Source organism: Metabacillus sp. KJ11-3 (assembly GCF_055808295.1).
Genome location: NZ_CM147865.1, coordinates 5,074,856 through 5,100,471, shown reverse-complemented (window position 1 = coordinate 5,100,471; position 25,616 = coordinate 5,074,856). Strand labels below are relative to the sequence as shown.

26 protein-coding genes, 1 pseudogene and 1 riboswitch are annotated in these 25,616 nt (G+C 36.2%); of the genes and pseudogenes, 1 reads left to right on the top strand and 26 read right to left on the bottom strand.

Annotated elements, in window-relative coordinates:
- Positions 1-5: 5 nt before the first annotated feature.
- The 12 genes and pseudogenes from ftsX to AC0L8O_RS25070 all read right to left on the bottom strand — a co-directional run bounded on the left by ftsX (position 6) and on the right by AC0L8O_RS25070 (position 12,777).
- Positions 6-896, bottom strand: a complete 891-nt coding sequence (ftsX, locus tag AC0L8O_RS25125; protein WP_473446005.1) for a permease-like cell division protein FtsX — start codon at positions 894-896, stop codon at positions 6-8.
- Positions 889-1,575, bottom strand: a complete 687-nt coding sequence (ftsE, locus tag AC0L8O_RS25120) for a cell division ATP-binding protein FtsE (RefSeq protein WP_473446004.1) — start codon at positions 1,573-1,575, stop codon at positions 889-891. Before ftsE ends, ftsX begins: the two co-directional genes overlap by 8 nt.
- A gap of 300 nt (positions 1,576-1,875) precedes the next feature.
- Positions 1,876-2,211: a cytochrome c551 gene (gene cccB, locus AC0L8O_RS25115; protein ID WP_026559715.1), complete on the bottom strand. Its 336-nt coding sequence runs from the start codon at positions 2,209-2,211 to the stop codon at positions 1,876-1,878.
- A 62-nt stretch (positions 2,212-2,273) separates the two neighbouring features.
- On the bottom strand, positions 2,274-3,131 hold the full coding sequence (locus tag AC0L8O_RS25110; protein WP_473449147.1) for a YitT family protein: 858 nt from the start codon (positions 3,129-3,131) through the stop codon (positions 2,274-2,276).
- Between the two features lie 269 nt (positions 3,132-3,400).
- Positions 3,401-3,910, bottom strand: a complete 510-nt coding sequence (locus AC0L8O_RS25105; protein ID WP_473446003.1) for a hypothetical protein — start codon at positions 3,908-3,910, stop codon at positions 3,401-3,403.
- Between the two features lie 140 nt (positions 3,911-4,050).
- A protein-coding gene (gene prfB, locus AC0L8O_RS25100; protein ID WP_156931891.1) for a peptide chain release factor 2 occupies positions 4,051-5,152 on the bottom strand; the annotation gives its coding sequence in 2 pieces (ribosomal slippage) (positions 4,051-5,079 and positions 5,081-5,152; 1,101 coding nt in all).
- 393 nt (positions 5,153-5,545) lie between these two features.
- A pseudogene (gene secA / locus AC0L8O_RS25095) lies at positions 5,546-8,055 on the bottom strand (preprotein translocase subunit SecA).
- A 220-nt stretch (positions 8,056-8,275) separates the two neighbouring features.
- A complete protein-coding gene (locus AC0L8O_RS25090) occupies positions 8,276-8,872 on the bottom strand; it encodes a CBO0543 family protein (protein WP_473446002.1) in 597 nt (198 codons plus the stop codon).
- Between the two features lie 107 nt (positions 8,873-8,979).
- Positions 8,980-9,870 carry a ribokinase gene (rbsK, locus tag AC0L8O_RS25085; RefSeq protein WP_473446001.1) on the bottom strand — a complete coding sequence of 297 codons (891 nt, stop codon included), beginning with the start codon at positions 9,868-9,870 and terminating at the stop codon, positions 8,980-8,982.
- Between the two features lie 49 nt (positions 9,871-9,919).
- Positions 9,920-10,474, bottom strand: a complete 555-nt coding sequence (hpf, locus tag AC0L8O_RS25080) for a ribosome hibernation-promoting factor, HPF/YfiA family (RefSeq protein WP_078431741.1) — start codon at positions 10,472-10,474, stop codon at positions 9,920-9,922.
- Between the two features lie 222 nt (positions 10,475-10,696).
- Positions 10,697-12,118 carry an OmpL47-type beta-barrel domain-containing protein gene (locus AC0L8O_RS25075; protein ID WP_473446000.1) on the bottom strand — a complete coding sequence of 474 codons (1,422 nt, stop codon included), beginning with the start codon at positions 12,116-12,118 and terminating at the stop codon, positions 10,697-10,699.
- Between the two features lie 122 nt (positions 12,119-12,240).
- Complete coding sequence (locus AC0L8O_RS25070) at positions 12,241-12,777, bottom strand: hypothetical protein (protein WP_473445999.1); 537 nt, start codon at positions 12,775-12,777, stop codon at positions 12,241-12,243.
- 32 nt (positions 12,778-12,809) lie between these two features.
- On the opposite strand from AC0L8O_RS25070, the gene AC0L8O_RS25065 reads away from it, so the two are divergent.
- Positions 12,810-12,932, top strand: coding sequence for a hypothetical protein (locus AC0L8O_RS25065; RefSeq protein ID WP_473445998.1), 123 nt, complete (start codon positions 12,810-12,812; stop codon positions 12,930-12,932).
- Positions 12,933-13,071: 139 nt separating this feature from the next.
- Positions 13,072-13,161, bottom strand: a riboswitch (cyclic di-GMP riboswitch).
- Between the two features lie 123 nt (positions 13,162-13,284).
- Here the strand turns inward: AC0L8O_RS25065 and fliT are convergent.
- From fliT to AC0L8O_RS24995, 14 genes are all read right to left on the bottom strand, one after another.
- Positions 13,285-13,635 (bottom strand): flagellar protein FliT, encoded by a 351-nt coding sequence (gene fliT, locus AC0L8O_RS25060; RefSeq protein ID WP_473445997.1) that lies wholly within the window; start codon positions 13,633-13,635, stop codon positions 13,285-13,287.
- The gene (fliS, locus tag AC0L8O_RS25055) at positions 13,635-14,033 is read right to left on the bottom strand and encodes a flagellar export chaperone FliS (protein ID WP_473445996.1); all 399 of its coding nucleotides are present in this window, start codon (positions 14,031-14,033) and stop codon (positions 13,635-13,637) included. Before fliS ends, fliT begins: the two co-directional genes overlap by 1 nt.
- A gap of 24 nt (positions 14,034-14,057) precedes the next feature.
- The gene (flaG, locus tag AC0L8O_RS25050; protein WP_473445995.1) at positions 14,058-14,414 is read right to left on the bottom strand and encodes a flagellar protein FlaG; all 357 of its coding nucleotides are present in this window, start codon (positions 14,412-14,414) and stop codon (positions 14,058-14,060) included.
- Between the two features lie 113 nt (positions 14,415-14,527).
- Positions 14,528-16,078, bottom strand: coding sequence for a flagellar filament capping protein FliD (gene fliD / locus AC0L8O_RS25045; protein ID WP_473445994.1), 1,551 nt, complete (start codon positions 16,076-16,078; stop codon positions 14,528-14,530).
- Between the two features lie 215 nt (positions 16,079-16,293).
- A complete protein-coding gene (fliB, locus tag AC0L8O_RS25040) occupies positions 16,294-17,523 on the bottom strand; it encodes a flagellin lysine-N-methylase (protein ID WP_473445993.1) in 1,230 nt (409 codons plus the stop codon).
- Positions 17,524-17,655: 132 nt separating this feature from the next.
- Complete coding sequence (gene hag / locus AC0L8O_RS25035; protein ID WP_473445992.1) at positions 17,656-18,489, bottom strand: flagellin Hag; 834 nt, start codon at positions 18,487-18,489, stop codon at positions 17,656-17,658.
- A 366-nt stretch (positions 18,490-18,855) separates the two neighbouring features.
- Positions 18,856-19,068 carry a carbon storage regulator CsrA gene (gene csrA / locus AC0L8O_RS25030; protein WP_473445991.1) on the bottom strand — a complete coding sequence of 71 codons (213 nt, stop codon included), beginning with the start codon at positions 19,066-19,068 and terminating at the stop codon, positions 18,856-18,858.
- A gap of 11 nt (positions 19,069-19,079) precedes the next feature.
- Positions 19,080-19,517: a flagellar assembly protein FliW gene (gene fliW / locus AC0L8O_RS25025; protein ID WP_473445990.1), complete on the bottom strand. Its 438-nt coding sequence runs from the start codon at positions 19,515-19,517 to the stop codon at positions 19,080-19,082.
- A gap of 21 nt (positions 19,518-19,538) precedes the next feature.
- The gene (locus tag AC0L8O_RS25020; protein WP_473445989.1) at positions 19,539-20,117 is read right to left on the bottom strand and encodes a DUF6470 family protein; all 579 of its coding nucleotides are present in this window, start codon (positions 20,115-20,117) and stop codon (positions 19,539-19,541) included.
- 33 nt (positions 20,118-20,150) lie between these two features.
- Positions 20,151-21,059, bottom strand: coding sequence for a flagellar hook-associated protein FlgL (gene flgL / locus AC0L8O_RS25015; protein ID WP_473445988.1), 909 nt, complete (start codon positions 21,057-21,059; stop codon positions 20,151-20,153).
- A gap of 10 nt (positions 21,060-21,069) precedes the next feature.
- On the bottom strand, positions 21,070-22,662 hold the full coding sequence (gene flgK / locus AC0L8O_RS25010; protein ID WP_473445987.1) for a flagellar hook-associated protein FlgK: 1,593 nt from the start codon (positions 22,660-22,662) through the stop codon (positions 21,070-21,072).
- 17 nt (positions 22,663-22,679) lie between these two features.
- On the bottom strand, positions 22,680-23,174 hold the full coding sequence (locus AC0L8O_RS25005) for a flagellar protein FlgN (protein ID WP_473445986.1): 495 nt from the start codon (positions 23,172-23,174) through the stop codon (positions 22,680-22,682).
- Positions 23,175-23,242: 68 nt separating this feature from the next.
- The gene (locus tag AC0L8O_RS25000) at positions 23,243-23,680 is read right to left on the bottom strand and encodes a YaaR family protein (RefSeq protein WP_473445985.1); all 438 of its coding nucleotides are present in this window, start codon (positions 23,678-23,680) and stop codon (positions 23,243-23,245) included.
- A gap of 118 nt (positions 23,681-23,798) precedes the next feature.
- Positions 23,799-25,613, bottom strand: a complete 1,815-nt coding sequence (locus AC0L8O_RS24995) for a flagellin N-terminal helical domain-containing protein (protein WP_473445984.1) — start codon at positions 25,611-25,613, stop codon at positions 23,799-23,801.
- Positions 25,614-25,616: the final 3 nt, after the last annotated feature.

The following is a 25,616-nucleotide window of genomic DNA, read 5'->3' as shown; positions in this document are numbered from 1 at the left end:
CTAGTTTACACTTTTAAGAATTTACGAACAGACATTAAACTTCCCCAAACACCGATCAACGCACCAATTAACAATAATAGAGCTGAAACTTGGAACACAAACGGGCTAAATGGTAATACTTCAACAAATGATCCTTGAAGCTTAGGTAGTGCCCATGTATATAACGATTGATAGCTGACGCTAATTAATACGATTGGAACAACTGAGCCAAGTACACCTAATAATAATCCTTCAAGGAAAAATGGCCAGCGGATAAACCCGTTAGTTGCACCAACTAATTTCATAATTTCAATTTCACGTCTACGAGCAATGATCGTAATTTTGATTGTATTTGAAATTAAGAACATCGCCGTGAAAATTAACCCGATAATCAACGCAATACCGATGTTTCGTGCAACAGAAATGGCATTAAATAATTTATCAACCTGATCCTGTCCATACCGAACTTTTGATGCATTTTCTAATTTTTCTATTTTTTCTGCAACAACAGTTGTATCACGCGGTTCTTTTGCTTTTACAACAAACACATCATTCAAAGGATTGTTTTGCTCAAATAGTTCAAACGATTTTCCTTCTTCTCCCAAGCTATCTACTAAGTTTTCTAATTCTTTTTCCTTAGGTGAGAAAACAACCGAATCTACTTGGCTTATTTTTTCAATTTCGCCTTTCAGTGTTTGCTGTGCTTTTTCATCAGCTGTGACATCTATTAAAACGCGAATTTCAACGTCTTTTTCAAGATTATCTGCGACATGATTCAGGTTCATCATAATCACAAGGAATGTTCCGACTAAAATTAACGTGACAGTTACAGCACTGACGGATGCAAATGTCATCCATGTATTTCTCGCTAAACTTTTTAAGCTTTCACGTAAATGACGGCCAAGAGTATTAATCATATATACCGTACTCCCCTCTTGCTTCGTCACGCACAATTTTTCCATCTTCAACAGCAATAACACGTTTTTTCAATGTATTTACAATCTCTTTATTATGAGTTGCCATCACAATGGTTGTGCCACGATTATTTATTTCTTCAAACAGATTCATAATCTCCCAAGATGTATCAGGGTCAAGGTTTCCTGTCGGCTCATCCGCGATCATCACTGCCGGATTGTTGACAATCGAGCGGGCGATGGACACACGCTGCTGCTCCCCACCAGATAACTCATCAGGGAAAAACCTTGCTTTATGTTTAAGCTGAACTAAATCTAAAACATCTAGTACTCTTTTTTTGATATTACTTTTGTTTTCACCGATAACTTCTAATGCAAATGCGACATTTTCAAAGACTGTTAGTTTTGGTAATAGTTTAAAGTCTTGGAAAACGACACCGATTTGACGTCGTAACATCGGAACCTTAGATTCTTTCAGGGTTGAAAGATCAACACCATTAATGACGATTTTTCCGCTTGAAGGCTTTTCTTCACGGTACATCATTTTAATGAAAGTCGATTTCCCTGCACCACTTGGTCCGACCACATATACAAATTCGCCTTGATTTATCATAATATCTATTCCATTAATAGCTAACACACCATTTGGATATGTTTTATATACTTCTGACATTTCAATCATAGATATAAACCACCTAAAGTTGTTTTTTAACACTTTGAAACTATGTCAATACCTGTCGATAAATGTCGACGATGTAGACATAGTAACCCCTTGTCCTTAAATTACAAAATTAATTATACCATCAAATTTCGGCAAATATAGACTAAATTATATTACATTTTTATTTCATCTGTGTGAAGTGCCGTCGAAACGTTGGCATATAAGGGGTTTCCTGAAGAAATAATGGTATAATGTAACAGACATATTTCACAAAAAAATAAAAAGATAACCTTTTGCGGGCTATCTCTTTTGCATGTTGCCTTATTTCTTTTCTGCTAACCAAGATGCTACAACTTCCGCATCTGCATCATTTAATAATCCTTTTGGCATACCGCCTTGTCCATTAATGATGATGCTTTTAATTTCATCTTCACTATATTTTGCGCCAACTTCTTGTAAATTAGGACCAGATCCGCCTTCAAGGTCCCGACCATGACAACCGATGCAGCTTTTTTGGACAATTTCCTCAGCATTGCCTGCTGTTTCAGTTGTAGTACCGCCGCCTTCAGTTGTTTCTTCTGCTGGTTCTTCAGCACCTCCGCATGCACTTAACACAAGAACTGTTCCGAATAATAAGGCCATTAATTTTGTTTTCATAACTGCCACTCCTAGCACACGTATTATGGTAAATACTCCAATTCAAGGATATTATAACCTATCTATACCCGTTTGAAACCCTCACCCAGTACCTCAGATGCGTCTGTCACCGTCACAAAAGCATGTGGATCGATATGTCTGACAACTTGTTTCAATTTTGTGAATTCTGTTTGATCAACCACACACATTAACACTGGCCGTTCATTATTCGTGAATCCCCCGTGTGCTGCAAGCCTAGTGACACCGCGATCAATTTCATGTAAAATCGCATCCTGCACTTCCTGCTGTTTATTCGTAATAATCATCGTCATTTTCGAACGACCCCAGCCAATTTGAACAATATCAATCGTTTTGCTAGTCACATATAAACCAATTAACGCATAAAGACCTCTTTCAATATCAAACACAAAAGCAGCTGATAACACAATTAATCCATCTATAAGTGCCACACATGTCCCAAGTGATAAACCTGTATATTTATGTATAATTTGTGCAGCAAGATCTGTTCCGCCTGTAGACGCTTTTCCCCGGAAGACAATGCCAAGACCAAGTCCTATACAAATCCCTCCAAAAAGTGACCCTAGTAACGGATCCATTGTTGCAGGTTCCCATTCTCTGGTGAGGTACACAACGAATGGAACAAAAATTGTTCCAATCAATGTTTTGAAACCAAATTGCTTTCCTAAAAGGATAACCCCTGCAATAAATAACGGGATATTAAAAGCCCATTGCACATAAGCTGGCTCAAATCCAAATGTTGCATCAAGGATTGTACTGATTCCACTAACTCCCCCAGAAGCCACACGATTAGGTAATAAAAACAAGTTAAAACCGATGGCGACAAAAGCAGAACCAACTACGATGTATATATACTCCAGGATTTTTTCTATTTTAGGATTTTCGATGTTTCTTCTTTTCATATTCAAACCATTTTCCTCCCTATTCACATAGTGAATGATCCTAGAAGAGTATAGCACCAGAGTTTTCCTATGTGAATAACAGCTAGATAACGTGGTAGTGAGGTAAAGAAGTTACGGTTAGTGTTTGTTAGTTGTGGGGATTTTACACAGGGAAACTTTAAGGTGATGTTATTTTTGGAGAAAAAAACGCACTTAGATAGGCGTTAGTTATTTATACGATTTACAAGAATATAGAGTCGATTATTATTTTGTGTCATTCGATTGTTCAATTAATGGAAATCACCCTCCGTTTTTTTGTTCAAAAGATTTAATAAAGCAATAACATCTTCCGTTTGTGATGTTTCTATTCGATTTACTGTTTCTTTAATATCTACTACATCTGATTTTAATTTTCCGGTGTCATTTTTCAGTAGTTTAACATCAGTCTTTAATTCTTGTGTATCGTTTTTTAATAACTGAACATTTACCTTAAGTTCTTTCGTATCTGTTTTTAGTAGCTGGACATCGCCTCTTAATTCTTTCGTGTCCGCTTTTAATAGCTGGACATCCCCCTTTAGTTCTTTCGTGTCCGTCTTTAATTGCTGGACATCTCCCTTTAGTTCTTTCGTGTCCGTCTTTAATTGCTGGACATCTCCCTTTAGTTCTTTCGTGTCCGTCTTTAATTGCTGGACATCTCCCCTTAATTCTTTCGTGTCTACTTTTAATATCTTGACGTTAGATATGACTCCTTTCATATCCTTTTGTAGTTCTAATAAGATGTTCAGTATTTGTTTTTCCACAGTCTCTATCACCTCTCTTAGATTTTTCACCTTTAGTACTTACCATCATTATGACATGTTTTTTCTTAGAGGAAAAATAGCCGAAAATAAAAAATCACACTGATTTTGATACATAAACAGTGTGATTTTTTACTTTTATATTATGAAAGTTTTGAACGTAAAAAGGCATCAATAAATGGATCTAGCTCTCCATCCATCACTGCATGTACGTTTCCGATTTCTGTGTTAGTACGGTGGTCTTTTACCATTGAGTATGGGTGGAATACGTATGAACGAATTTGGCTTCCCCAACCAATGTCCTTTTGTTCACCACGGATTTCCGCAAGCTCTGCTTCCTGCTCTTCAATACGCTTCTGATAGAGTTTAGCTTGAAGCATTTTCATTGCACGTTCACGGTTTTTAATTTGTGAACGCTCTGTTTGACATGTTACAACGATGTTTGTTGGTGTATGTGTGATACGAACAGCAGAGTCTGTTGTATTGATATGCTGTCCACCGGCACCACTTGCACGGTACGTGTCAATTTTTAAATCTTCGGTACGGATTTCAATGTCGATTTCTTCATTGAATTCAGGCATGACTTCACAAGAAACGAATGATGTATGACGACGACCTGATGAGTCAAATGGTGAAATACGGACTAAACGGTGAACCCCTTTTTCCGCTTTTAAATAGCCATATGCGTTATGACCTTTAATAAGAAGGGTTACACTCTTGATCCCGGCTTCGTCACCTGGTAGGTAATCAAGTGTTTCAACCTTAAAGCCTTTTTTCTCTGCCCAGCGAGTGTACATACGGAGAAGCATGGAGCCCCAGTCTTGTGACTCAGTTCCACCTGCACCCGGGTGAAGCTCAAGGATGGCGTTGTTTTTATCATGTTGTTCACTTAGTAATAGTTGAAGTTCAAAGTCGTTTAGTTGTGTAACAAGTTCTTTCATTTCGGACACAAGTTCACCTTGGAGATCTTCGTCTTCTTCTTCTTTTACAAGTTCATATGTTAGTTGAAGATTTTCGTAGGATTCGTTTAGGTTGTGGAATTGGTCCACCATTTCTTTGAGTGCGTTTGTTTCGTTGATAATGGCTTGTGCTGCGTTTTGGCTGTCCCAGAAGTCGGGGGCTGTCATTTGTGCTTCTAGTTGTTGGATTCGTGCTTCTTTGATGTCGAGGTCAAAGAGACCCCCTAAAGTCCGCTAAACGTTTAGCTGTTTTTTCAAGTTCTTGTCGAATTTCTACTAGTTCCATATTGTTCACTCCGTTTATAAAATTAGTCTTCTTAAATTGGCCGTTGATTTCCGCTGCAGGCATTCGCTTTCCGTGGGCGGTCCGGGAGCCTCCCCACTCATCTCGTGTCTTGCTCCAGCGCCTAGCCCCTCGAGGTCATAAGCCAATTTAGAATTGAAGGCAAAGAACGCCTTCTATCCTAAATCGTCTTACGCTTGTCGGGGCTGACCAAGGCGCTTCCGCATTTCTAACAGGAGTCTCGCACCTTCCGCTCCAATCAACTAATTGCTACATACATTGTAAGCTTAATAAATTATCGTTCTACTTTATATCCGTAAACAAGAGAGAGGCTATTAAACCTCTCTCTTCTTCAATAATTGTTTATTATATCCTGTAATGGCTGTGGAATGCTAGTTATTGTCCGCAGCAGTTTTTATATTTTTTTCCGCTTCCGCAGATACAAGCGTCGTTGCGGCCGATTTCGACCACTTTACGTTTTGGTTTCTTTTTCGGTGCTTCGTCGCCTTCTTTTGGGTGTACGGCTGTTTGTCCTTGTGCTACTTCCTGGCGTTCAAGGTTGTTGCGGATTTGGGCTTTCATGATGAATTTTGCTACATCTTCTTCGATGGCAGCGATCATGTTTTCAAACATGGCGAAGCCTTCCATTTGGTATTCACGTAGCGGATCGTTTTGACCATATGCACGTAAATGGATACCTTGACGAAGTTGATCCATTGCATCGATGTGGTCCATCCACTTCGTATCAACAGCACGAAGAAGGATCACTTTTTCAAATTCGCGCATTTGTTCTTGGCCGAAATCTTCTTCCTTCGTATCGTAGTGTGCATGTGCTTTTGCATAGATAAACTCAACCATTTCTTCTGGATCTTTACGGCGAAGATCTCCAATTGTCAGCTCATCCTCTTGAAGAATATTCGCGTTCATATAATCAAGAATCCCTTCAAGATTCCACTCTTCCTCTACCTCATCTTTTGGAGTGTACATCGCAACAACACGCTCGATTGTTGATTTAAGCATTTTCTCAACGATTTCACGCAGATTGTCAGAATCAAGAACCTCGAAACGCTGTTTATAAATAACTTCACGTTGTTGACGAAGAACATCATCATATTGAAGAAGCTGTTTACGTGCATCAAAGTTATTGCCCTCTACACGTTTTTGCGCTGATTCAACTGCACGTGAAACGATTTTACTTTGAATTGGCTGTGTATCATCCATGCCAAGACGATCCATCATGTTCATCATGTTTTCAGATCCAAAGCGGCGCATTAATTCATCTTCCATAGAAAGATAGAATTGCGTAATACCAGGATCACCTTGACGACCTGAACGTCCGCGAAGCTGGTTATCGATACGACGTGATTCATGGCGCTCTGTCCCGATAACGGCTAACCCGCCAAGTTCACGGACACCTTCACCAAGCTTGATATCTGTACCACGACCAGCCATGTTTGTCGCGATCGTTACGGATCCACGATGACCTGCGTTTTCGATGATCTCCGCTTCTTTTTCATGGTTTTTCGCATTCAAGACATGATGCGGTACACCTTTTTCTTTAAAAGCTGTGAAAGTAATTCAGAAGTTTCAACCGCAACTGTCCCAACTAACACGGGCTGACCTAAGTCATAACGTTGCTTCACTTCTTCCACAACAGCCCGGAATTTCCCTTCCATAGAACGATACACCAAGTCTGCTCTATCATCACGAGCGATCTGTCTGTTCGTTGGAATCGCCACAACCTGCATGTTGTAAATATTACGGAACTCTTCTTCCTCTGTTTTCGCTGTACCTGTCATACCAGACAGCTTTTTGTACATACGGAAGTAGTTTTGGAATGTAATGGTTGCTAATGTCATGCTTTCATTTTGGATTTCAAGGCCTTCTTTTGCTTCAATTGCCTGGTGAAGTCCATCACTATAGCGACGTCCCTTCATTAAACGACCTGTAAACGAGTCAACGATGACAACTTGTCCTTCTTCGACAACATAGTCCACATCATTTTGCATAACGAACTGTGCTTTTAACGCCTGGTTAATGTGGTGAAGAAGCGCAACATGTGAAATATCATAGAGATTTTCAATTCCGAACGCTTTTTCAGCTTTTGTCATTCCATCCTCTGTAAGCTGAACAGCCTTTGTTTTCACATCATAGGTGAAGTCCTCTTCTTGTTTAAGTTGACGGACAAATCCGTTCGCTTGAATATAAAGCTTCGTCGATTTCGCCGCCTGTCCGGAGATAATCAGCGGTGTTCTCGCTTCATCGACTAAAATCGAGTCAACTTCATCGATAACGGCAAAATTAAGCGGACGCTGTACCATCTGTTCACGATAAAGAACCATGTTATCGCGTAAGTAATCAAAACCTAATTCATTATTTGTTGAATACGTAATATCCGCAGCATATGCTTCACGCTTTTCATCTTTGCTTAGTGAATTTAAGTTAAGACCTACTGTTAAGCCTAAAAACTCAAACAGCTGCCCCATTTCATGAGCATCACGACTAGCTAAGTATTCATTGACTGTCACAACATGTACACCTTCACCAGAAAGTGCATTTAAATAAACAGGCATCGTGGAAGTTAATGTTTTCCCTTCCCCTGTTTTCATCTCGGAAATATTCCCTTCATGTAAGGAAATACCACCCATTAACTGTACTTTATAAGGATATAATCCCAATACACGCTTCGCTGCTTCACGAACAACAGCAAACGCCTCTATTAATAAATCATCAAGCGAAGCACCTTTTGCTACGCGTTCTTTAAATTCTTCTGTTTTTGCTTTCAGTGCCTCATCAGATAAGCCGCTCATTTGACCGCTTAATGCATCAATTTGATCAGCCATCTTTTCGTAACGATTTAACGCACGTTTGTTAAAATCAAACACCTTATTTAAAATTCCAAGCATGTAATACGCTCCTCTGTGTTTAGAGTGAAAGATCATATAAAACTATTGTCTACCCTTTATTTTAGCACTATTTATGGTGGGGGACAACTGAACAGATGCCTATGTAAAAAAATGATAGATAGGATTGCTACTAACTAGACTGCTACTTCATTTTATCTCCTTCAAGGTAAAAAGATTATCAACCAAAAAAAGCACTTGAAGTGTGCTTTTAACATGTTTTCTACTCTGCTTCGCTCACTTTAGCCTTGGAATTAAGGTGTAGAAACACATTTGTAATGACTCTAGAAAATAGAACAACAAATACATATAACAAAAAAATATAAAAGTAATTGGCACCATTTTTCAAATGAAAGAGATGATGAGCAACGATTATTGGCTTAAATATAAATGATAAAAATAAGACTAACCCAAAATTATAAAGATAAAAGTTTTTCTTATTTTTTAAGATCCATTGATACAACAAAATAAATAACACCGGTACTAAAGAAGTGTCAATTCCAACATGGATCGGTAAAAAAGGGACTGCTTTATACGGATATTCAAAAAAATTATATCTTGTCCCTATTGCGTCCGTGTATACCATCCATGCATGGATATTAAAACCATAGAAACCTAATAAAAATACCCTTTTTTTATCAATAAGAAAATATAGAACAACTAATGGAATAATAATAAAACTAACATTTAACCAAAATTGCCAAGTATCGAAAGCTGAATAATCTAGCCAGTAATCAATCCATCCGTTTGAAACCTTTTCTTGCGTTTCTTTTAATTCGTTTAGCTGATTCAGCTGTTCTTGGGGGAGATCTTTCCTCATACGTCCACCTCTTATATAAGTTGGTCGTCTTATTATTGGCAATTGTATTGAAATAAAATCCCCCTTTTTTATTCTACACAAAATTAATTTATATGGTTAAGTAAATATCAGTGAAGCAAAGACTCAACTTCTTTCTTTGTCGGCATTCCTGATTGTGCACCAAGCTTTGTGACAGAAAGAGCAGCTGCTGCATTTGCAAACTTGCTTGCCTCCAGTATTGGTAATCCACTGCTAAGAGAAAAAGCCAATGCTCCATTGAACGTATCTCCCGCACCAGTGGAGTCAACTACGTCTACCTGATATCCACTAATAAGCTGCTCCTCTCCATCTTGTTGGAGTTGAATTCCCTTTGACCCTCTTGTGACAATGCTTTTTGCCTCCAATGCCTCTGTTTCTTTCTGTGATAGATTTGTACTTGAAAGTAGGCTTTCTAGTTCATGTTCATTTGGTGTGAGATAAGAAGACTTGAGAATCAACTTTTTAGGAAGCTCCTGCATGGGTGCTGGATTTAGGATGACCGGTACGTTATGTTTATGTGCTATTTCGGCTGCTTTTACTACACTGTCCAACGGGATTTCTAATTGTAATAAAACAATATCCGCATCGGTGATCAACTGTTCATGTTGTTGGACAAGTGCCGGTGTGAGTTTATGATTGGCACCTGGAACCACGATGATGCTGTTGTCTCCTTCTGATAATGTGATCGCTGCGACACCACTTGAAGTATTGGAAATGGTTTGGATGTGTTTCGTCTCGACACCTTGTTTATGTAAATGTTGCGTTAACTCGCTGCCAAACGCATCGTCGCCCACACAACCAAGAATTGTGACATCCCCTCCCAGTTTTGCAGCAGCCACTGCTTGATTAGCCCCTTTTCCGCCCGGGACTGTCATAAAATCTTTCCCTAGAACAGTCTCACCAACTTTTGGAATGGTGTTTGTTTGTGTTACAAGATCCATGTTGATGCTGCCAATGACAACGATTTTAGGTTTCTTCATAGCGATTCCCCCTCAACGTAAAACAGCGCCCTAGTAGGCGCTGCTCATTTTATACATGTGGCTCAATTAAGCCGTATTTTCCATCTTTACGTTTATATACAACATTGGTTTTATTCGTTTTTGCATCTGTGTATACGAAGAAGCTATGTCCAAGCATATCCATTTGAAGAATCGCTTCCTCACTGTCCATGGGTTTTAGATTAAATCGTTTTGTACGAACAACTTCTTCTTCTTCATCCAGCTCATCCTGTGGCAGATCCTCAGGCTGGTAATTGCTAAACACAAACTTTGGAGCACCCTGCTCGCGAAGCTTGCGGTTCACTTTTGTTTTATGCTTACGAATTTGTCGCTCTAATTTATTCACAACAAGATCAATCGCTGCGTACATATCCTGGTGGTTTTCCTCTGCACGTAGAACCAGATCTGTCATTGGAATGGTCACTTCTATTTTAGATTCCTGATCATTATAGTACTTTAAGTTAACATTGACATTTGCGTCAACTGACTCTTCAAAATATCTCTCAAGCTTACCAATTTTCTTTTCTGCATATTCTCTTAATGCTGGAGTTATTTCAATGTTTTCCCCTCTGACGTTATATCTCATGATTGAACTCCTCCTTTATGATAAAGCTATGTAGTACTATTTCTATACTTCCCTGCTTGTCTCCTGCATAAACTTAAAAATACTTTGTGACTTTTTGTAGAAATTTGTATGGTTCGGTAAAGTTTGTGAAGGGGACATTAAGGGTATGTAAATAGTTTATGCGAATGTATAGATTAAATGAAAAAACTCACCTTGGGTTGGCGAGTTTTTTTCAAATTTAAGTTATTTATTTTGAACCTTTACAGTCGTTTGTCCAATAACCAAATTACCATCGAGATATCCACGGAAAACCAATGTTTCCTCTGATGAATCCCATGTAAAGTCAGAACGCTCAAACTTGAATTGTCCAAGTTTTGCTTGGTTATAGTACCCTTTGTTGCTTGTTAGGGCATGTACCCCATTTATTGTTGCTGTATCAAGGTCAAAATCTTTACGATCAAATAGTTTCGGTACGTCTACACGAACTGTGAAAATACCCTTATTTCCTTTGATCACTTTTGGTGTTACTTCAATTGTTGCAGGAATGTAGACAACAAATTGTTTATGAATTTCTGTTGTTAAGCCTCCAGCATTTGTTGCAACAACTGTTATGTTGTAAACACCTGGTTTATCTAATGAAATAGACGAACCATTTTGAACTTCTTTTCCAGACGATTCACCTGGTGCTGTTACGATCATTTTTTCAGATATAACTTCAGAAACCGTATCTTTTGCTGTATAAAGCAATGGCAATGCAGAATCTAATGCATATTCTTCATTTACATCCATACTTACTTCAGGTGCTGTTTGATCGATTTTCACTTCAAGCGTTTTTACACCTTCTATATTATTTGCATTGTCGATCGAAAAGAATGACACTTCATGAATGCCTTCGTCTGTTAATGTAAAAGATGTTCCTTCTTTATATTCAGATCCATTAATTGAATAGAATGTAGTTGTTACGCCACTTAAACGATCTGATGCTTCAAGGTATACTGTCACATCGTCTATGCTCCAAGTCTCAGGTGCATCAGAAGTTGTCTCCGGTGCTGTTTGATCTACCTTAACACTGATTGTTTGTGGTTCCTCTTTGTTTCCAGCGTTATCTAGAGAATAGAATGATACAAGATGTAGACCTTCTGTTTCTACAACAAAAGATGTTCCTCCCATATATTCAGATCCGTTAATAGAATAGTAGGTTTTTGTCACACCACTTTGTTCATCTGCTGCTGTCAAGTTCACTGTCACATCTTCCTTGCTCCAGATGTCTTGTGCGTCAGAAGTCGTAGCTGGTGCTGTTTTATCGATTTTCACTTCGATTGTTTGTGCTTCTTCTTTGTTACCGACTTTATCAACGGAATAGAAGGATACTCTATGAACACCTTCTCCTTTTACTTCAAAAAAAGTGCCTTCTCTAAAATCATTGCCATTAACTGAATAATATGTTTTTGCTACTCCTGTTTCATTATCTGTAGCAGATAGAGTAATGACCTGGTCTTGATTTACCCAAGCTGTTGGTGCGTCGCTTGTTGTCACAGGTGCCTCTTCATCTTTGATTAGCTTTGCGAGAACAACATTAGATGGTTCAGACTCTCCAAATGAGTTACTGTAGGACGTTACGACATACTCATGATTCGCATAGGATAAGTCCATGACCGTATACATTAAATTATTTACTTTTTCTGAAACTAATACTAATTACCCATCTATCACTTCATAGATGTTATAGCCATTTGCATAGGTAATAAAATTCCAATTAATTCTTGCTGTTGTTTCATTTATCATCGTTAAGCTTGCTTTTGGAATTCCATAATTGGATAAACAATTGTTTCTGTAATGCGATTTGATGTTTTTGATTCACCAAAACGTGTATTATAAGCTGTTACCTCAAAAGAATGTGTATCTTCTGAAAGATTATTAACTTTATAGCTTCGTGCAGTACCTTTATAAATTAATTTTCTCTCATCTTTTGTGATTTGATAAACACGATATTCACTTGTCCAAGCAGTTGCAGGCCAAGATAACGTAATATTGTTTATATTTTCTACTTTCCCTGAAATAACCGGTGCTTCAACAACAGGCCATGTTAAGGTAAAGTCAATAGAACTTCCTTTTGGTGACTCCTCAAAGCGATTACTGTATGAATGAACCACGTATTCGTAATTTCCTTCAGGCATATTGCTAAATGTGACAGAAGTTCCAGTTACTGTTTTCTGCAAAATACGCTCTCCATCAATAATTTGATATACATTATAAGCAGTGGCATATGTTGAAGCATCCCATCTCAGCACAATATCATTTCCATTATTAACGCTTTGCTTCACATTTGCCGGTGCTTGCATAATTGGATGAACAAGTGAGAAAGTTCCAAGTTAGCTTCACATCATCTGGCGTTACCTTTACTGCAGTAAGATTGGTTGGAGGTAACTTACTATCTGATGATGCAAAAACGCTACCAATAGGAGCAATCACTTGGTAACTGAGTAGCACCAATACAAGAAGTAATGGTTTCAAACGAGATAAATGCTTCATTTTTTCTTTTCCCTTTCTTTGTGTGAAAAAGGCATAAAAAAATAAACCTTTTACAAGGTTCATAGATTTGATAGACTATGATCCCTTGTGGCAGCCGGCTGCCATTCATGAAGAATTACATAAGCAGGCCCTTGGCTTTGCGTCCCACCGTTTCCAATGGTTTGCCTTTTTCACTTGGTAGTTTAATAGCATATCAACATAATAATACTTTTATCCTAAATAATAAATAGTAATTAATTACTATTCTAGGTTTTTCTATTCTTACCGTGGTATTATTGACTCATTTTCTATTAATAAAGTTATTTACGCTTATCATAAAATAAGCCGCTTATCGTATCTTTTTGGTAAGGATCATGATATTTTTCTTGGCTTACCTTATTGTTCTTTAGTTTACGTAAGTCAGACTGAATTTCGTTTTTAAAACTCATTAATTGCTGGTTAATTTCCTTGTTTACCTCAATCAGTTTCATCCCTATTGTTTTTTGTTCTGTTGTATAGGGTGGTTGAGTCGCTTTTATTAATTTCTCACGATCTTCTAAATTCGCTTCTATTTGATGAATAAACTCATCTCGCTCCTCACTTGTTGTTCCTTTTTCTAAAAGTGAAAGGAGTTCTACACTGACTTCATATAGCTTTTGCACCGCATCCACTATGCTTGTCCACCTTGATGTTGCTTCTGACGGTTCGCTTGAATGACTTGCTTCCATGTATCACGAAACTCTGTCACATACCCTTGTACCTCTTCTAGAATTTCAAGGTCGTTACTAATATTTGCTTCTACAAGACGATTCTTCATGTAGTCATACATTGTAAGCATATTTTTTGAGACTTCATAATCCATATTTATGGTTACCATAAGCTCTTGAATAATGTTTTGGGCTTTTATTATATTCGTATTTTTTTCGCTAATATCTTTATCTTCTATTGCTTTCTTCGCAAGTTTAATAAATTTTATACACCCATTATAAAGCATTAATGTTAATTCACCCGGTGCCGCTGTTGTCACTGCGTTTGATTGATATGACTGATATGGATTACTCATAGCCATTTTCATTACACTCCTTTATCTACTCTAAACCTTTTTATCGACAGCTAATCCTAAAAATTCTGTCATCGATGCGTATATATCTAGTAGTTTTTTCGATGGAATTTCACGGATAACTTCCTTCGTAGTTTCATCAATTACCTTTACATAATATTTATTTAGCTCGTCATGTAATTCAAATCTTAATGAAGTTGTTGTAGGAGATAAAAAATCATTCATGCCTTTTACCACTTCTTCAAGCTTTTCTTTTGTAACTTTTATATTTGGTTCTGCTTGTGTTGGACCATTATTTTCAGGTTGGTCAATTGAAACATTTTTATTTTCAGTTACTGCATCAATTTTGTTACTAATAAAAGAATGAAACGACATACCCTCGACTGACAAATCCATCTCTCCCTTTCATTTACAAACCTTTCTATTATTTATATCGGCATGTTCTAGTAAGTTTAAAGAGAAGTTTCAAATAAAAAAGTGAAGGAATTAAATCCTTCACCTCATTACATACCACCACTGAATTGCTGCATGAGCCAACCACTTTGCGAATTTGCTTTCTGCATAGCTGATTCCATTGCTTGGAATTGTTTCCAGTAACGATCTTCTAATTGTTGAATTCTATCTTGTTCTTTTGAGATCCCACTTTCAATACTTTTTAACTCTTTTGCCAAAACACTATTTACATCCACAGTTGAATTTAAATAACCAGCTTTTTTACTTAAGTCTGAAATTCCTTGTCCTAATCTCTCATATAGTCTTCTTCCAATACCACTTTCATCATGTTTTGTTCTATTTGTTAAAGTATTTCCTTCTGTAATACTACTAGTAGAACTAAACAGCTTTTTTACACTATCAAGATTACTTTCAAGGACGGCTTTCAATTTTGTTTCATTTAATTCTAGCTTTCCATTGTCTCGATAGTTCTTGCTTGTTGTAATCCCTATGTCAGATAAATACTTAAATCCTTCATCACCATTTGAAACAGGTGTCATTAGACTACTTCTAAGTTCGTTTAAAAAACTGGAAATGGAACGATCTCCAGTTATTAACCCACTTTTTGCTTTTTCTTCCCATAACTCTATTTCTCGATCCTTCATTTCACTTTTTTGGTCATCTGTTAATGGTGGAAAATCTCGGTAACGTTTTTCTGTCACTTTTGAGTTTAACTCAGCAATTAGTTCATTATATTTATTTACAAACGTTTTAATACTATTAAAAACAGCTTCCGTATCATTTTTTGTTTCAACGGTTACTGGTTGATCGCTTGTAATGTTAGATTTCAGATCAAATTTTACTCCATCAAATGTAAAGCTATTTCCAGTAGGATTAATTGTCAGTCCATTAATAACAACCATAGCGTTCACTACATCAGAGCCTTTTGCTGCTGAAACACCACTGTTTGTACTAAAAGTATTAGTAATATTATTTACTTCCCCTCCAATTAACCCTAACTTATTTGTAGGGTCTGTTAGACCATTAACCGATAAATTCTCTAATTTAATTTGAGAATTTAATGCTTTTGTTTCACTTGTTAGGATTAATGCATTTCCATCTTTAAAATAAGATGCTTTAACACCTGCACCTGCACCGTTTATCTTGGAAATTACAGATGAAATCGTGTCATCAGATCCAACTGAAATAGCAGTACCATTTAAATCAAAGGAGATGTCTTGTCCAATAGCTTCTCCTTCTGTAACATTTAATATAAAACTAGCTGAAGCAGCTCTAGCATCCGCTGCCATAGTTGCTTCCGTTATTGTATAAAAAGAAGCAGATGGTGTCCCAGTAACAGTGGCACCAATCTTTTCAATATTACTTACAGAGGCAGTTTGTTTGTTAAAAGGAGTTTGTAACCTTAAAGCCTCTGTAGCTGTTCTAAAGCTTGATATCGTTGTATTAATATCTCGAAAAGTATCAGTTTTCCAAGTATTCATTATTTTAGCTTGCTGTAATTTGATTAATCTACTTTTTTGGGCATCAACTAACTGTTTTACCATGCTTTCAGTGTCCATTCCTGAAGCTAATCCCGAAAATCTTATAGATGTAGTGCTCATTGAGTCTCCTCCAATCTTAAATTCTATTTTCATTAATTAATATCTTATAATTTATAATTATTTTAAAGTATTATTTCTCTAACTCAAACAAAAATTTGAAAGTTGTAAAGCCTTTTACAGAATAGTCCTACCCCAACAAAAGAGGTAAGGACTAAAAAAAATCTTCTTAAGCATCTACAGGTATAAAAGAATATGATTAGAGTAGATAACCTTGACTAGTTATTAATTAATATTGACATGTAAGGTAATGTCATATAATCCTTGTCCTTCATTAATTCTAGTATCTGCTCAAAATATGAAGGATAATGCTCGAAAGTTTTAGATAGAGATTGTATTAGTTTAACAACTAATTCTGAATTTAATCCCTTATGATGATTTGCAATCCCAACTAGATGCAATTTTATCAATGTGTAGTACAGTACCATTCTAGAATAGCTTTCAAATGGGAATTCAGTATCTATAGGCATTAAATTTTTAAACACATAATTAACAAGGTAGTTCTCTAACATATACCCATTTCCCTCCATAAAAGGTATATAATATTTATTGTATCCATTCTCATATTGTTCTCTAGTTTCTTCATTTGTAGAATTTTCATTAATCTTCAATCCGAGTAACATATCTCTTGAACATTCTAAATATCTTGCAGATGCTATTGGTTGGTTAAGTCTAAGAATTAAGAGCTCTTTGCATAAACGAAGATGTATATCAATTCTTTTTGAAACATCATTAAATGCTCCTTTAAATGTGAAATCCTCTAAACTTTTGATATATTCTCCGAAAATATCTGGGATCTTAATTATATTGTTTTTCTTTACACACTCATCAATTTCATTATAAAGCAATCCTAAGGTTAGTAAACGCTCTTCGATAGAGTAGTCTCTATTCTGTAAAATCGAAATAGTAATATAGCGATATTCGTTAAAGAGGTCTGTCCAATGTGTTATTGTTTCGTTATTGGTATTGACAACACTTGTTACTCCTATTCTGGTAACCTCATTTAATCCCTGTTCAAATTTAATGCCATCTTTATTTAGTAATACTAATCTAGTAGCTTCTGGACAAGAGACAGTTAGACTTTGTTCATATACCCCATTGAAGTTATTATTTGTTCTTGGGTATATCGTACAGGTATTACATAAATATTCTTCACCCAGATTAGTTTGAATATCACACCAACCTTCGTTACTTAAAAAAGAACATTTTCCATTCTCCATTTTCATTTTTGCAACATTATTTATTTCAGGATTAGTGCGATTCCGTTCTAAATTTTTCTCAAGTTTAAATTTCATACTTGGATTTTTTACTTTTTTATATTTTTTATAGGTTTCTTTATCAACGTGAACAGTCCACCCTGAACAACACGTATCTTCACAGGAGGATCCGATACAAGAGAATTCTTTAATATATTCTGGAATTAGCATTTCAACCATTTTAGTTTTCATAATTCTATACTCCTTTTATTTTAATCTTTCAGAATAGAAAACCCTGACATATTTTCTATCTTGAAAGATTAAAATCTTATTATACAAAAAGGAATGGTATCCCCATTCCTTTTTTGTATAAATAAAAATGTTTTAACGTAGTAATTGTAATACAGCTTGTGGTTGTTGGTTGGCTTGTGCAAGCATTGCTTGGGAAGCTTGGTTAAGGATATTATTTTTAGTGAAATTCATCATCTCTTTTGCCATATCAACGTCACGGATACGAGATTCAGCTGCCTGTAAATTTTCAGAAGCATTATCTAGGTTTTTAATTGTGTGTTCCAGACGATTTTGGTTAGCACCAAGTTTAGAACGTGTTTGTGATACTAATTCAATTGCTGCATCAACAGCAGTTAGATCAGTAGTAGTCTGCGTTGAAGTACCATCAGGAGCTAGTCCATTTACTCCAAGATCAGTAGAACTGAAACCTTTAGTTGCTGTACCTGAATCAATAGTTAATGTTAGCTTTTGCCCATTATTAGCACCTATTTGGAAATCCTTAGAGAATGAACCATCTAATAGTTTTTTCCCATTAAACTGTGTACGTGTAGAAATTCCATCTAACTCAGTATTAAGCTCTGTAAGCTCAGCTTTAATCGCACTAATGTCATTTGCCTCTAGAGTACCGCCATTACCTGCTTGAACAATTAACTCTCTTTGTCTTTGAAGGATTGCATGTGTTTCGTTTAAAGCACCCTCAGCAGTTTGGATTAGTGAAATAGCGTCTTGCGAGTTACGAGAAGCTTGATCTAATCCACGAATTTGTCCACGCATTTTTTCAGAAATTGAAAGACCAGCAGCATCGTCACCAGCACGGTTAATACGAAGACCAGAAGATAATTTCTCCATTGCTTTACCAGCGCTAGTAGTGTTCATTCCCATATTACGGTGAGCATTCATTGCATTTAAATTGTGATTGATAATCATTTTGATTTTCCTCCTTGAATTTAGCTTTTCCACATCCATGTGGTAGTTTTTATTTCAGCTAAAGTCGGCCGCCTTTAGCTTGTTCGCCTTACACTATATATATCGACATGGTTTGTAGAAGTTTAATAGTTTTTTTAATATTTTTTGAGTTTTTTCACTGTTATTTTCTCTCCACTTTTTTCCTTATAATAATATATGAGAGTTAATACTCTTATCAGGATATGTTCTATTGTTGGTGTTAAGTAATACACATGTCGGTATTTCAATATTCAGTTGGAAAATGACATTAATTTAAACAATATAAGCTTTTAAGTACTCTGTTAAATATAAAAAAACCTTTAGATTAAACTAAAGGTCACGGTTTACCTACTTCAATTCTCTAAGCAAACTCTCATCAAAAGAAGCAGCTTCATTATTTGATTCCTTAATACTCAAATAAACTTCCTTCCGATGAATTTCCACATTCTTCGGTGCATTTATCCCAAGCTTTATCTGATCACCCTGTACAGATAAAACAGTAATTTCAATCTCTTCACCAATTTGGACAGATTCCCCTACTTTCCGGGTTAAAACCAGCATACTCCCACCTCCTATTTTTTCACTACTTCGTTACTCAACTTATGCCTTGTTGTGTACTTAGTATCATTAAGAATAATTTGTTTACCAAACCTCTCTGATAGATTAATGACTACAGGTGCTTGAAGGTTTGCTGTTGTATTAGAAAACGGCTCCTTTAGGGACAGAATTGAAAGTACTTGGATTGTTGAGTCATCCTTTATATTTAATGCTTCCTTCTCATTTTCACCTAGGCGAAACTCATAGTCTTTAAAAAAGGAAAAAGGTTCTGTAACAACAAAACCCAATTCAGGTGTTTTTACCGACTGCATGATATAGTAGGGAGAGTTTTCTTCTAAAGGTAGTAGAATAAATTTTGTTTCTTCTGAAAAGCCAGGTATTCCACTTTCAAAACGAATAATTTCTTCTTCCTCTATATTTATCACACCATGATATTTAGTGTTCAATTCCATAGAATCACCATCCTAATTAAATTATTTCTTTATATCAATCATTTCAACGTTAATTTTCAATTCATTCTTTTTTTGAAGATAAATATCAACTTTTCCTGGTTCATATTGAACGATTGGTTTATTAGTCTTTACAATTATAATTGGTTTCCTTGCTTCAGCATCGATATGAACCTTTGCTGGTTCATAATTTATTTTTACACTACCGACGGAGGGAACAAACTTTATAGCAATTTCCTTCATAGGCTTTTCACTATTCATTTTTGCCTGACTTGCAATAGGGTTTCCATTATTCTCTATTTTCATTAGTTCATTTCCTTGATTAACTCTTCTTGCTATTCCTGCCAAGTTGTCCTGATATCCCCTTTGTGCAAATTCATCTATATTTTGTGTCATTGTTTTTAATTCAACATCTGCTCTTGCTTGTGATTGATCAATTGTTAATTTTGAGTTTGTTGTATGAATGGATAATTCGGCTTTAGGTTGTTCAATTGAAAGATCCGCCATAGGTTGTTGGATTTGATTTGAAGCATTTTTCGTTTGAATACCTATTTGTGCACTAGTACTCTCCATTCTCAATTGTGGAAATTCCAAACTAATCACTCCTAGTAAAAAAGCTATCCTAAAAAAGATAGCTTAACGTAAAAAGTCCATTAAAGTTGGTTGTATAATCTTAGAGCCCGTTGCTAGTGAAGCTCGATGAATACTCTCTTGAATGGTTAAGTCAGTAATCACTCGCTCCATTTCAGCATCTTCATTATCAGACAGTATTCTGCTTGCAATAACTTCTTGATTCGCAAGGCGACTATCAATTAATTCCAGTCTATTATATCTCGCTCCAAGCTCAGCTCTTTCAGAGGTTAAGTTCCCCAAGTGTTTATCCAAATTACTTAATAGTTGATCACCATTCTCTAAAGTTCCGACGCCATCAGTTAGGTTTCTTTCTAATTCCTCCAATGTATTCAGAAAATCCTTCCCAAAAACATTGTGTGAATTAATATTTACCTTTAACTGAACTCCTTTTGATACTTCAACGTTATAAGGAGAATTATCTTGTGTAAATGTATATTCTTTATTTCCAACTGCATCTGTTGTGAAAGCATCGTCTGCTATTGGAGCAGTTTGAGTTTTTTGACCATTAAAGATATATTTCCCAGCTACCTGAGTATTGGCAACTCCCATTAAATCCTCTTTAAGTTGTCCAATTTCAACACCAATTGCCTTTAAGTCTTCCGGGCTGTTCGTTCCGTTCTGAGCTTGAACGACTAATTCACGAATTCTTTGGGTAATTTGTGTTGCCTGCTCAATACCTGCTTCTGAATTTTCCAGCCATGTATAAGCCTCAGATAGATTTCTCTGATACTGTTCATTTTCAGTTAAGTTCGTACGATAGAACATCCCTTTGATTGCTACTACCGGGTCATCCGAAGGTCGAGTTATTTTCTTTCCTGTAGCTAATTGATCTTGATATTTACCTAGCTTTGCATAGCTGTTACTCAAGTTTCTTAATGAATTATTCGCTAACATGCTTTGTGTTACACGCATAATTGCTCACCTACCTTCCTGCACCCATACCGTTAATGATTTTATCAAGTAACTCATCCTGTAGCGAGATCATTCTAGCTGATGCATTATATGCATGCTGAAATTGAATCATATTTGTCATCTCTTCATCTAGTGATACTGCGCTAACGGATTGTCTTCGCTCTTCTACGGAATCTCTAAGGACCGTACTGTTCTTAGTCAATCTTTCCGCTTCCTGTGCATTAACGGCCATTCCACCGATGATGCCTTCATAGAAGTTTTGAAGAGTTGTGTTCGTTCCACCAATGTCGATCACATCATTTTTTACATTTGATAGGGAAACAGCGTTATTCCCATTTCCGATCTCAGGAAGATTACCATTTACCTTACGACCAGCTGCTATAAAATCAGTCGATTCTTTAATTTGATCTGTTAAACTTAACATGCTCGCAGCACCCTTTGCATTTGTGCCGATCTTAAAGAAATCTATATCAACTTTGTCTAATTCATTAATTGGGTTCTTATTTGTATCATAATCTCGTAGATTCCAACCTTCACGATGAACAGCATTAAATTCTGATGCGAATTCATATGCCATGATATCCAAATTGTTTAGCATATCTGGATATAAACCATATTCCACAACACTGCCGTCGTTTAGTGTTTCAGAATAGCCATATGAATCTATTAATCCACTAATCTTCCCAGCACTATTAAAATCCATAATATTAATAGATTTTGAACCAATCTCAATACCTTCCGCGAGTCCATCTGTGATATTTCCATTTTCATCAGTGATCTTTCTATAAGTAACACTAAATTCACTAACACGTTGACTTTTTCCATTTACTAAAGTTCCTAAAACCTTACCGTTGTCACCAACAATTTCAACTGTTGCTGTTCCTTCAGAAATTTTCAGAGCGTTACCACCAGAAGCGTTGTAAGAAACTTTAATATTTGCTAGCGATGACAATTTATCAAGCAAACGATCACGTTCGTCATAAAGGTCATTTGGTAAGTAGCTATTCGGTTCTATTTCTGAAATTTGTTTATTAATATTATTTAATTGATTGGCAAGTGAGTTTATTTCTTTTACAGAAACATCCAGCTCATTTTTTAAGTCCCCTTGTACCGATTTAAGAGATGTTGCTAGATAGTTAAATGTATCAGCTACTGCATTTCCTCTTTCGCGTACAACAGAACGTGCACCTGCATTTGTTGGATCTAGTGCTAAATCCTGAAGTGACTGCCAGAATTTGTCCAAAGAACTAGCTAAGCCTGTTTCAGATGGTTCATTCATAATTTCTTCCATCTTTTGAAGCGCATTTGCTCTCGAGTCCCAGTAGCCTAGTTTATTACTTTCCGAGCGATATTGAATATCTAAAAAGCTTTCTCTTACACGTTGCACACTTTCAACCTCTACACCTGTTCCCATTTGACCAGGAATTTGCGGTCGATTTATACCAAGTGAAGGGTATGCTTCTGTTGCTTTAAAATTAACACGCTGACGTGTGTAGCCCTCTGTGTTGGCATTGGCAATATTATTTCCTGTTGTATGCAAGGCACTTTGTTGGGTAAACATTCCACGTTTAGCTGTTTCTAACCCCATAAAAGTTGAACGCATTTAGGTCCCTCCTATCATTAAGCCTTTGAATCAAAAATAGAACGATTGATGCTTTGAGTCTCATCGGAAGATTGATCGTTATAATTAGTTGATTCCTGCTGTCCCAAAAGAAGATCAAGATTTAAATGAACAAAATTTAAAGAATGCTGAAGCAAATCTTGATTCAATTCATTAATCTCTTTTAATATCTTCATTTGGTCTACGAGCTGTTGTTGTAGATTTCTTAGTTTTTCTTTATCTTGAATTTTGTCAGAAGAAAGTAAATCAGATATCGTTAAACTCTGTGGAGAAAGTGAAATCTCGTTTGCGAGTTGATGCTGAAGTTGCTCTCTTTCATTATTAATTACTTCAATTGCTTTAATATGTTTTAACTCATCTTTTATTAGTTCACCGAGGGCTTCAATATTATCTGCTTTTATGATCTCAGTTTTCTTTAACGCAATTTGATGAAGACTTTTTTGAAGCTTCAATATTTTTTCTAAATTATGACATAGCTGATCTTCAACAAACATACGACTCCCTCTTTCTTTTATTTCTATCTAATCTTTATATCGACCATTATCGATTATTATTTAGACCATTATGTGTAGATATTTATTAAAAGACCTTGGACTTCTCCCACCATATTAAGAATGTTTAATCCTTTTTGTTGTTTATTTAATACTTCGTTTGTTAAATCAATTAGCTTACTGTCAACCTCTTTTACAATTTTATATATTTTCGTACGACCTCTGCGATTAAAACCACGTTGATCTTCTAATTGAAGAGCATTGTTAACTGCCTCTTCTAAAAATGTTTTCACTAACTTTTTATATTTTTTTAAGTCTTCTACTGTTCTGGATTCTGAGAGGACTTTTCCTTGATCTTCGATATCTTTTGCTAACGTAGCAAATCTTTCATATAGGGCATTTCCCCTTTTATTTGCCATTACCTCTGTAAAGCTGACAGATTCAGTTGCTACTTGCTGTTTTTTTTCTATATTATTTAAAGTTGCTCTTCCAATCTTTTGAACATCCATTTATTTCACCTCATTGGGGTTATTAATAAAAACGATTGTTTTGCTACACCCATTTTATAAGAAGCATAAAAGAAAAAAAGGGGAGGAGCCAATATATGACTTACCTCCCCAATGGTAATTATTTCAATAGTTGTAGAATTCCTTGTGGTAGTTGGTTTGCTTGTGCAAGCATCGCTTGTCCAGCTTGGTTTAAGATGTTGTTCTTCGTGTATTCTGTCATTGATTTTGCCATATCTGTATCACGAATACGTGATTCAGCAGAAGTTAGGTTTTCATTCGCTGTTTGTAGGTTTGTAACAGTGTGTTCAAGGCGATTTTGGAATGCTCCAAGCTTACTACGTTCTGCAGAAACAAGGCTAATCGCCTTATCGAAAGCAGTAATAGCTAGTTGTGCTGCATCTGCTGTAGACACATTTACACCTAAAACAGCATTCACACCAGCTGTTGATAATGTTGAGAAGTCAGCATTACGCGCAATTCCAAGTGTTGCTGCATCCATTACTCCTAGAGACAGAGTTAAAGATTCAGATGCATTTGCGCCGATTTGTAAGTCTACCTTTAATTCTTTCCCTTTATCAGCCTCGAAGTCGCCATCGATAAGGGCAATATCAAGACCATTTGCTGGAAGACCAATTGGATTTATGCCATCATCTGTTTTTGTTGTTCCTAATATTAAGCTGTTATTAGAAACTGAATGTACAGGCGCTAAGGCTGGTACTGGATTTGGAGTAGCATTTTTAGCTTGTGTAATTACTGAATCTATTTCACTAAGAACTGTATCTAAATCTTTATTTGTAACATCAATAGTTGCCGCGATGCCATTAAAGGCTGACGCCGGACTATTAAAATTAATCGTTAGGCCATCGATTTTCAGCGTGTCTCCTATTTTAGGTACTTCTGAAAATGTAATCGCAATTGGTTTAGCTTGAGCTGATTCTGGATTTGCAACTAGTTTGTTGGTTGCTGTGTTTGTTAACGGATCGTTAAAGGTTACTCCACCAGTAATTGTTGTGCTTATTTGACTTAAAGATCCTAAATCTTGAACAGCCTTAGGTGACATAGGGTTTGTAGTAGAAAGTGTTAACTTTCCATTATTAATCACACCATCATTTGCTGTGCCTGAATCTGTTGGTAAACTTTTATTAACATTAAACATTTGACTATCATTTTGATTAATAGCACTTTCTAATGCGTTCATTAATTTTGTAATATTAGATGTAATGTTTGCATCAGTAGTGCCCACATTATCATTCCAACCTGTAATGTTAACAGCTATATTTCTACCAGTAATCCCTTGTAAAGTACCGTCAGTATTATCAATTTCATAAACTTTACCATTAATAGTGAATGTTTTACCCTCAAGTTGTGCTTTCGTTAGTGAACCTAGATTCTTATCAAATTGAATCTCCACTTGTGCAGGCTCCGTTGGCTCTGCAGTCACAATTCCACTCCAAGTACCGTTAGAAGTATAAGCAACCTGTGAAGAATTTACCTCAGCAAATGGTCTTCCCTCTGCCGAACCACTTAAAAGCTTCTTCGTGTTAAACTGTGTTGTATCAGCAATACGGTCAATCTCATATGTTAACTGATTGATTTCCATTTGAATCGCTTCACGATCACTATCTTCTAGTGTACCATTTGCAGCTTGTACAGATAATTCGCGCATTCTTTGTAAAATACTATGCGTTTCATTTAGAGCACCTTCTGCGGTTTGAATTAAGGAAATGGCGTCAAGAGAGTTTCTTTCTGCTGTTTCTAATCCACGGATCTGTGAACGCATTTTTTCTGAAATAGCTAGACCTGCTGCATCATCAGCTGCTCTATTAATGCGTAAACCAGATGATAATTTCTCTAATGTTTTAGATGTTTGTCCCATTGTTTGAGAGAGATTTTTATAAGCATTTAATGCTTGAATATTATGATTGATTCTCATAGT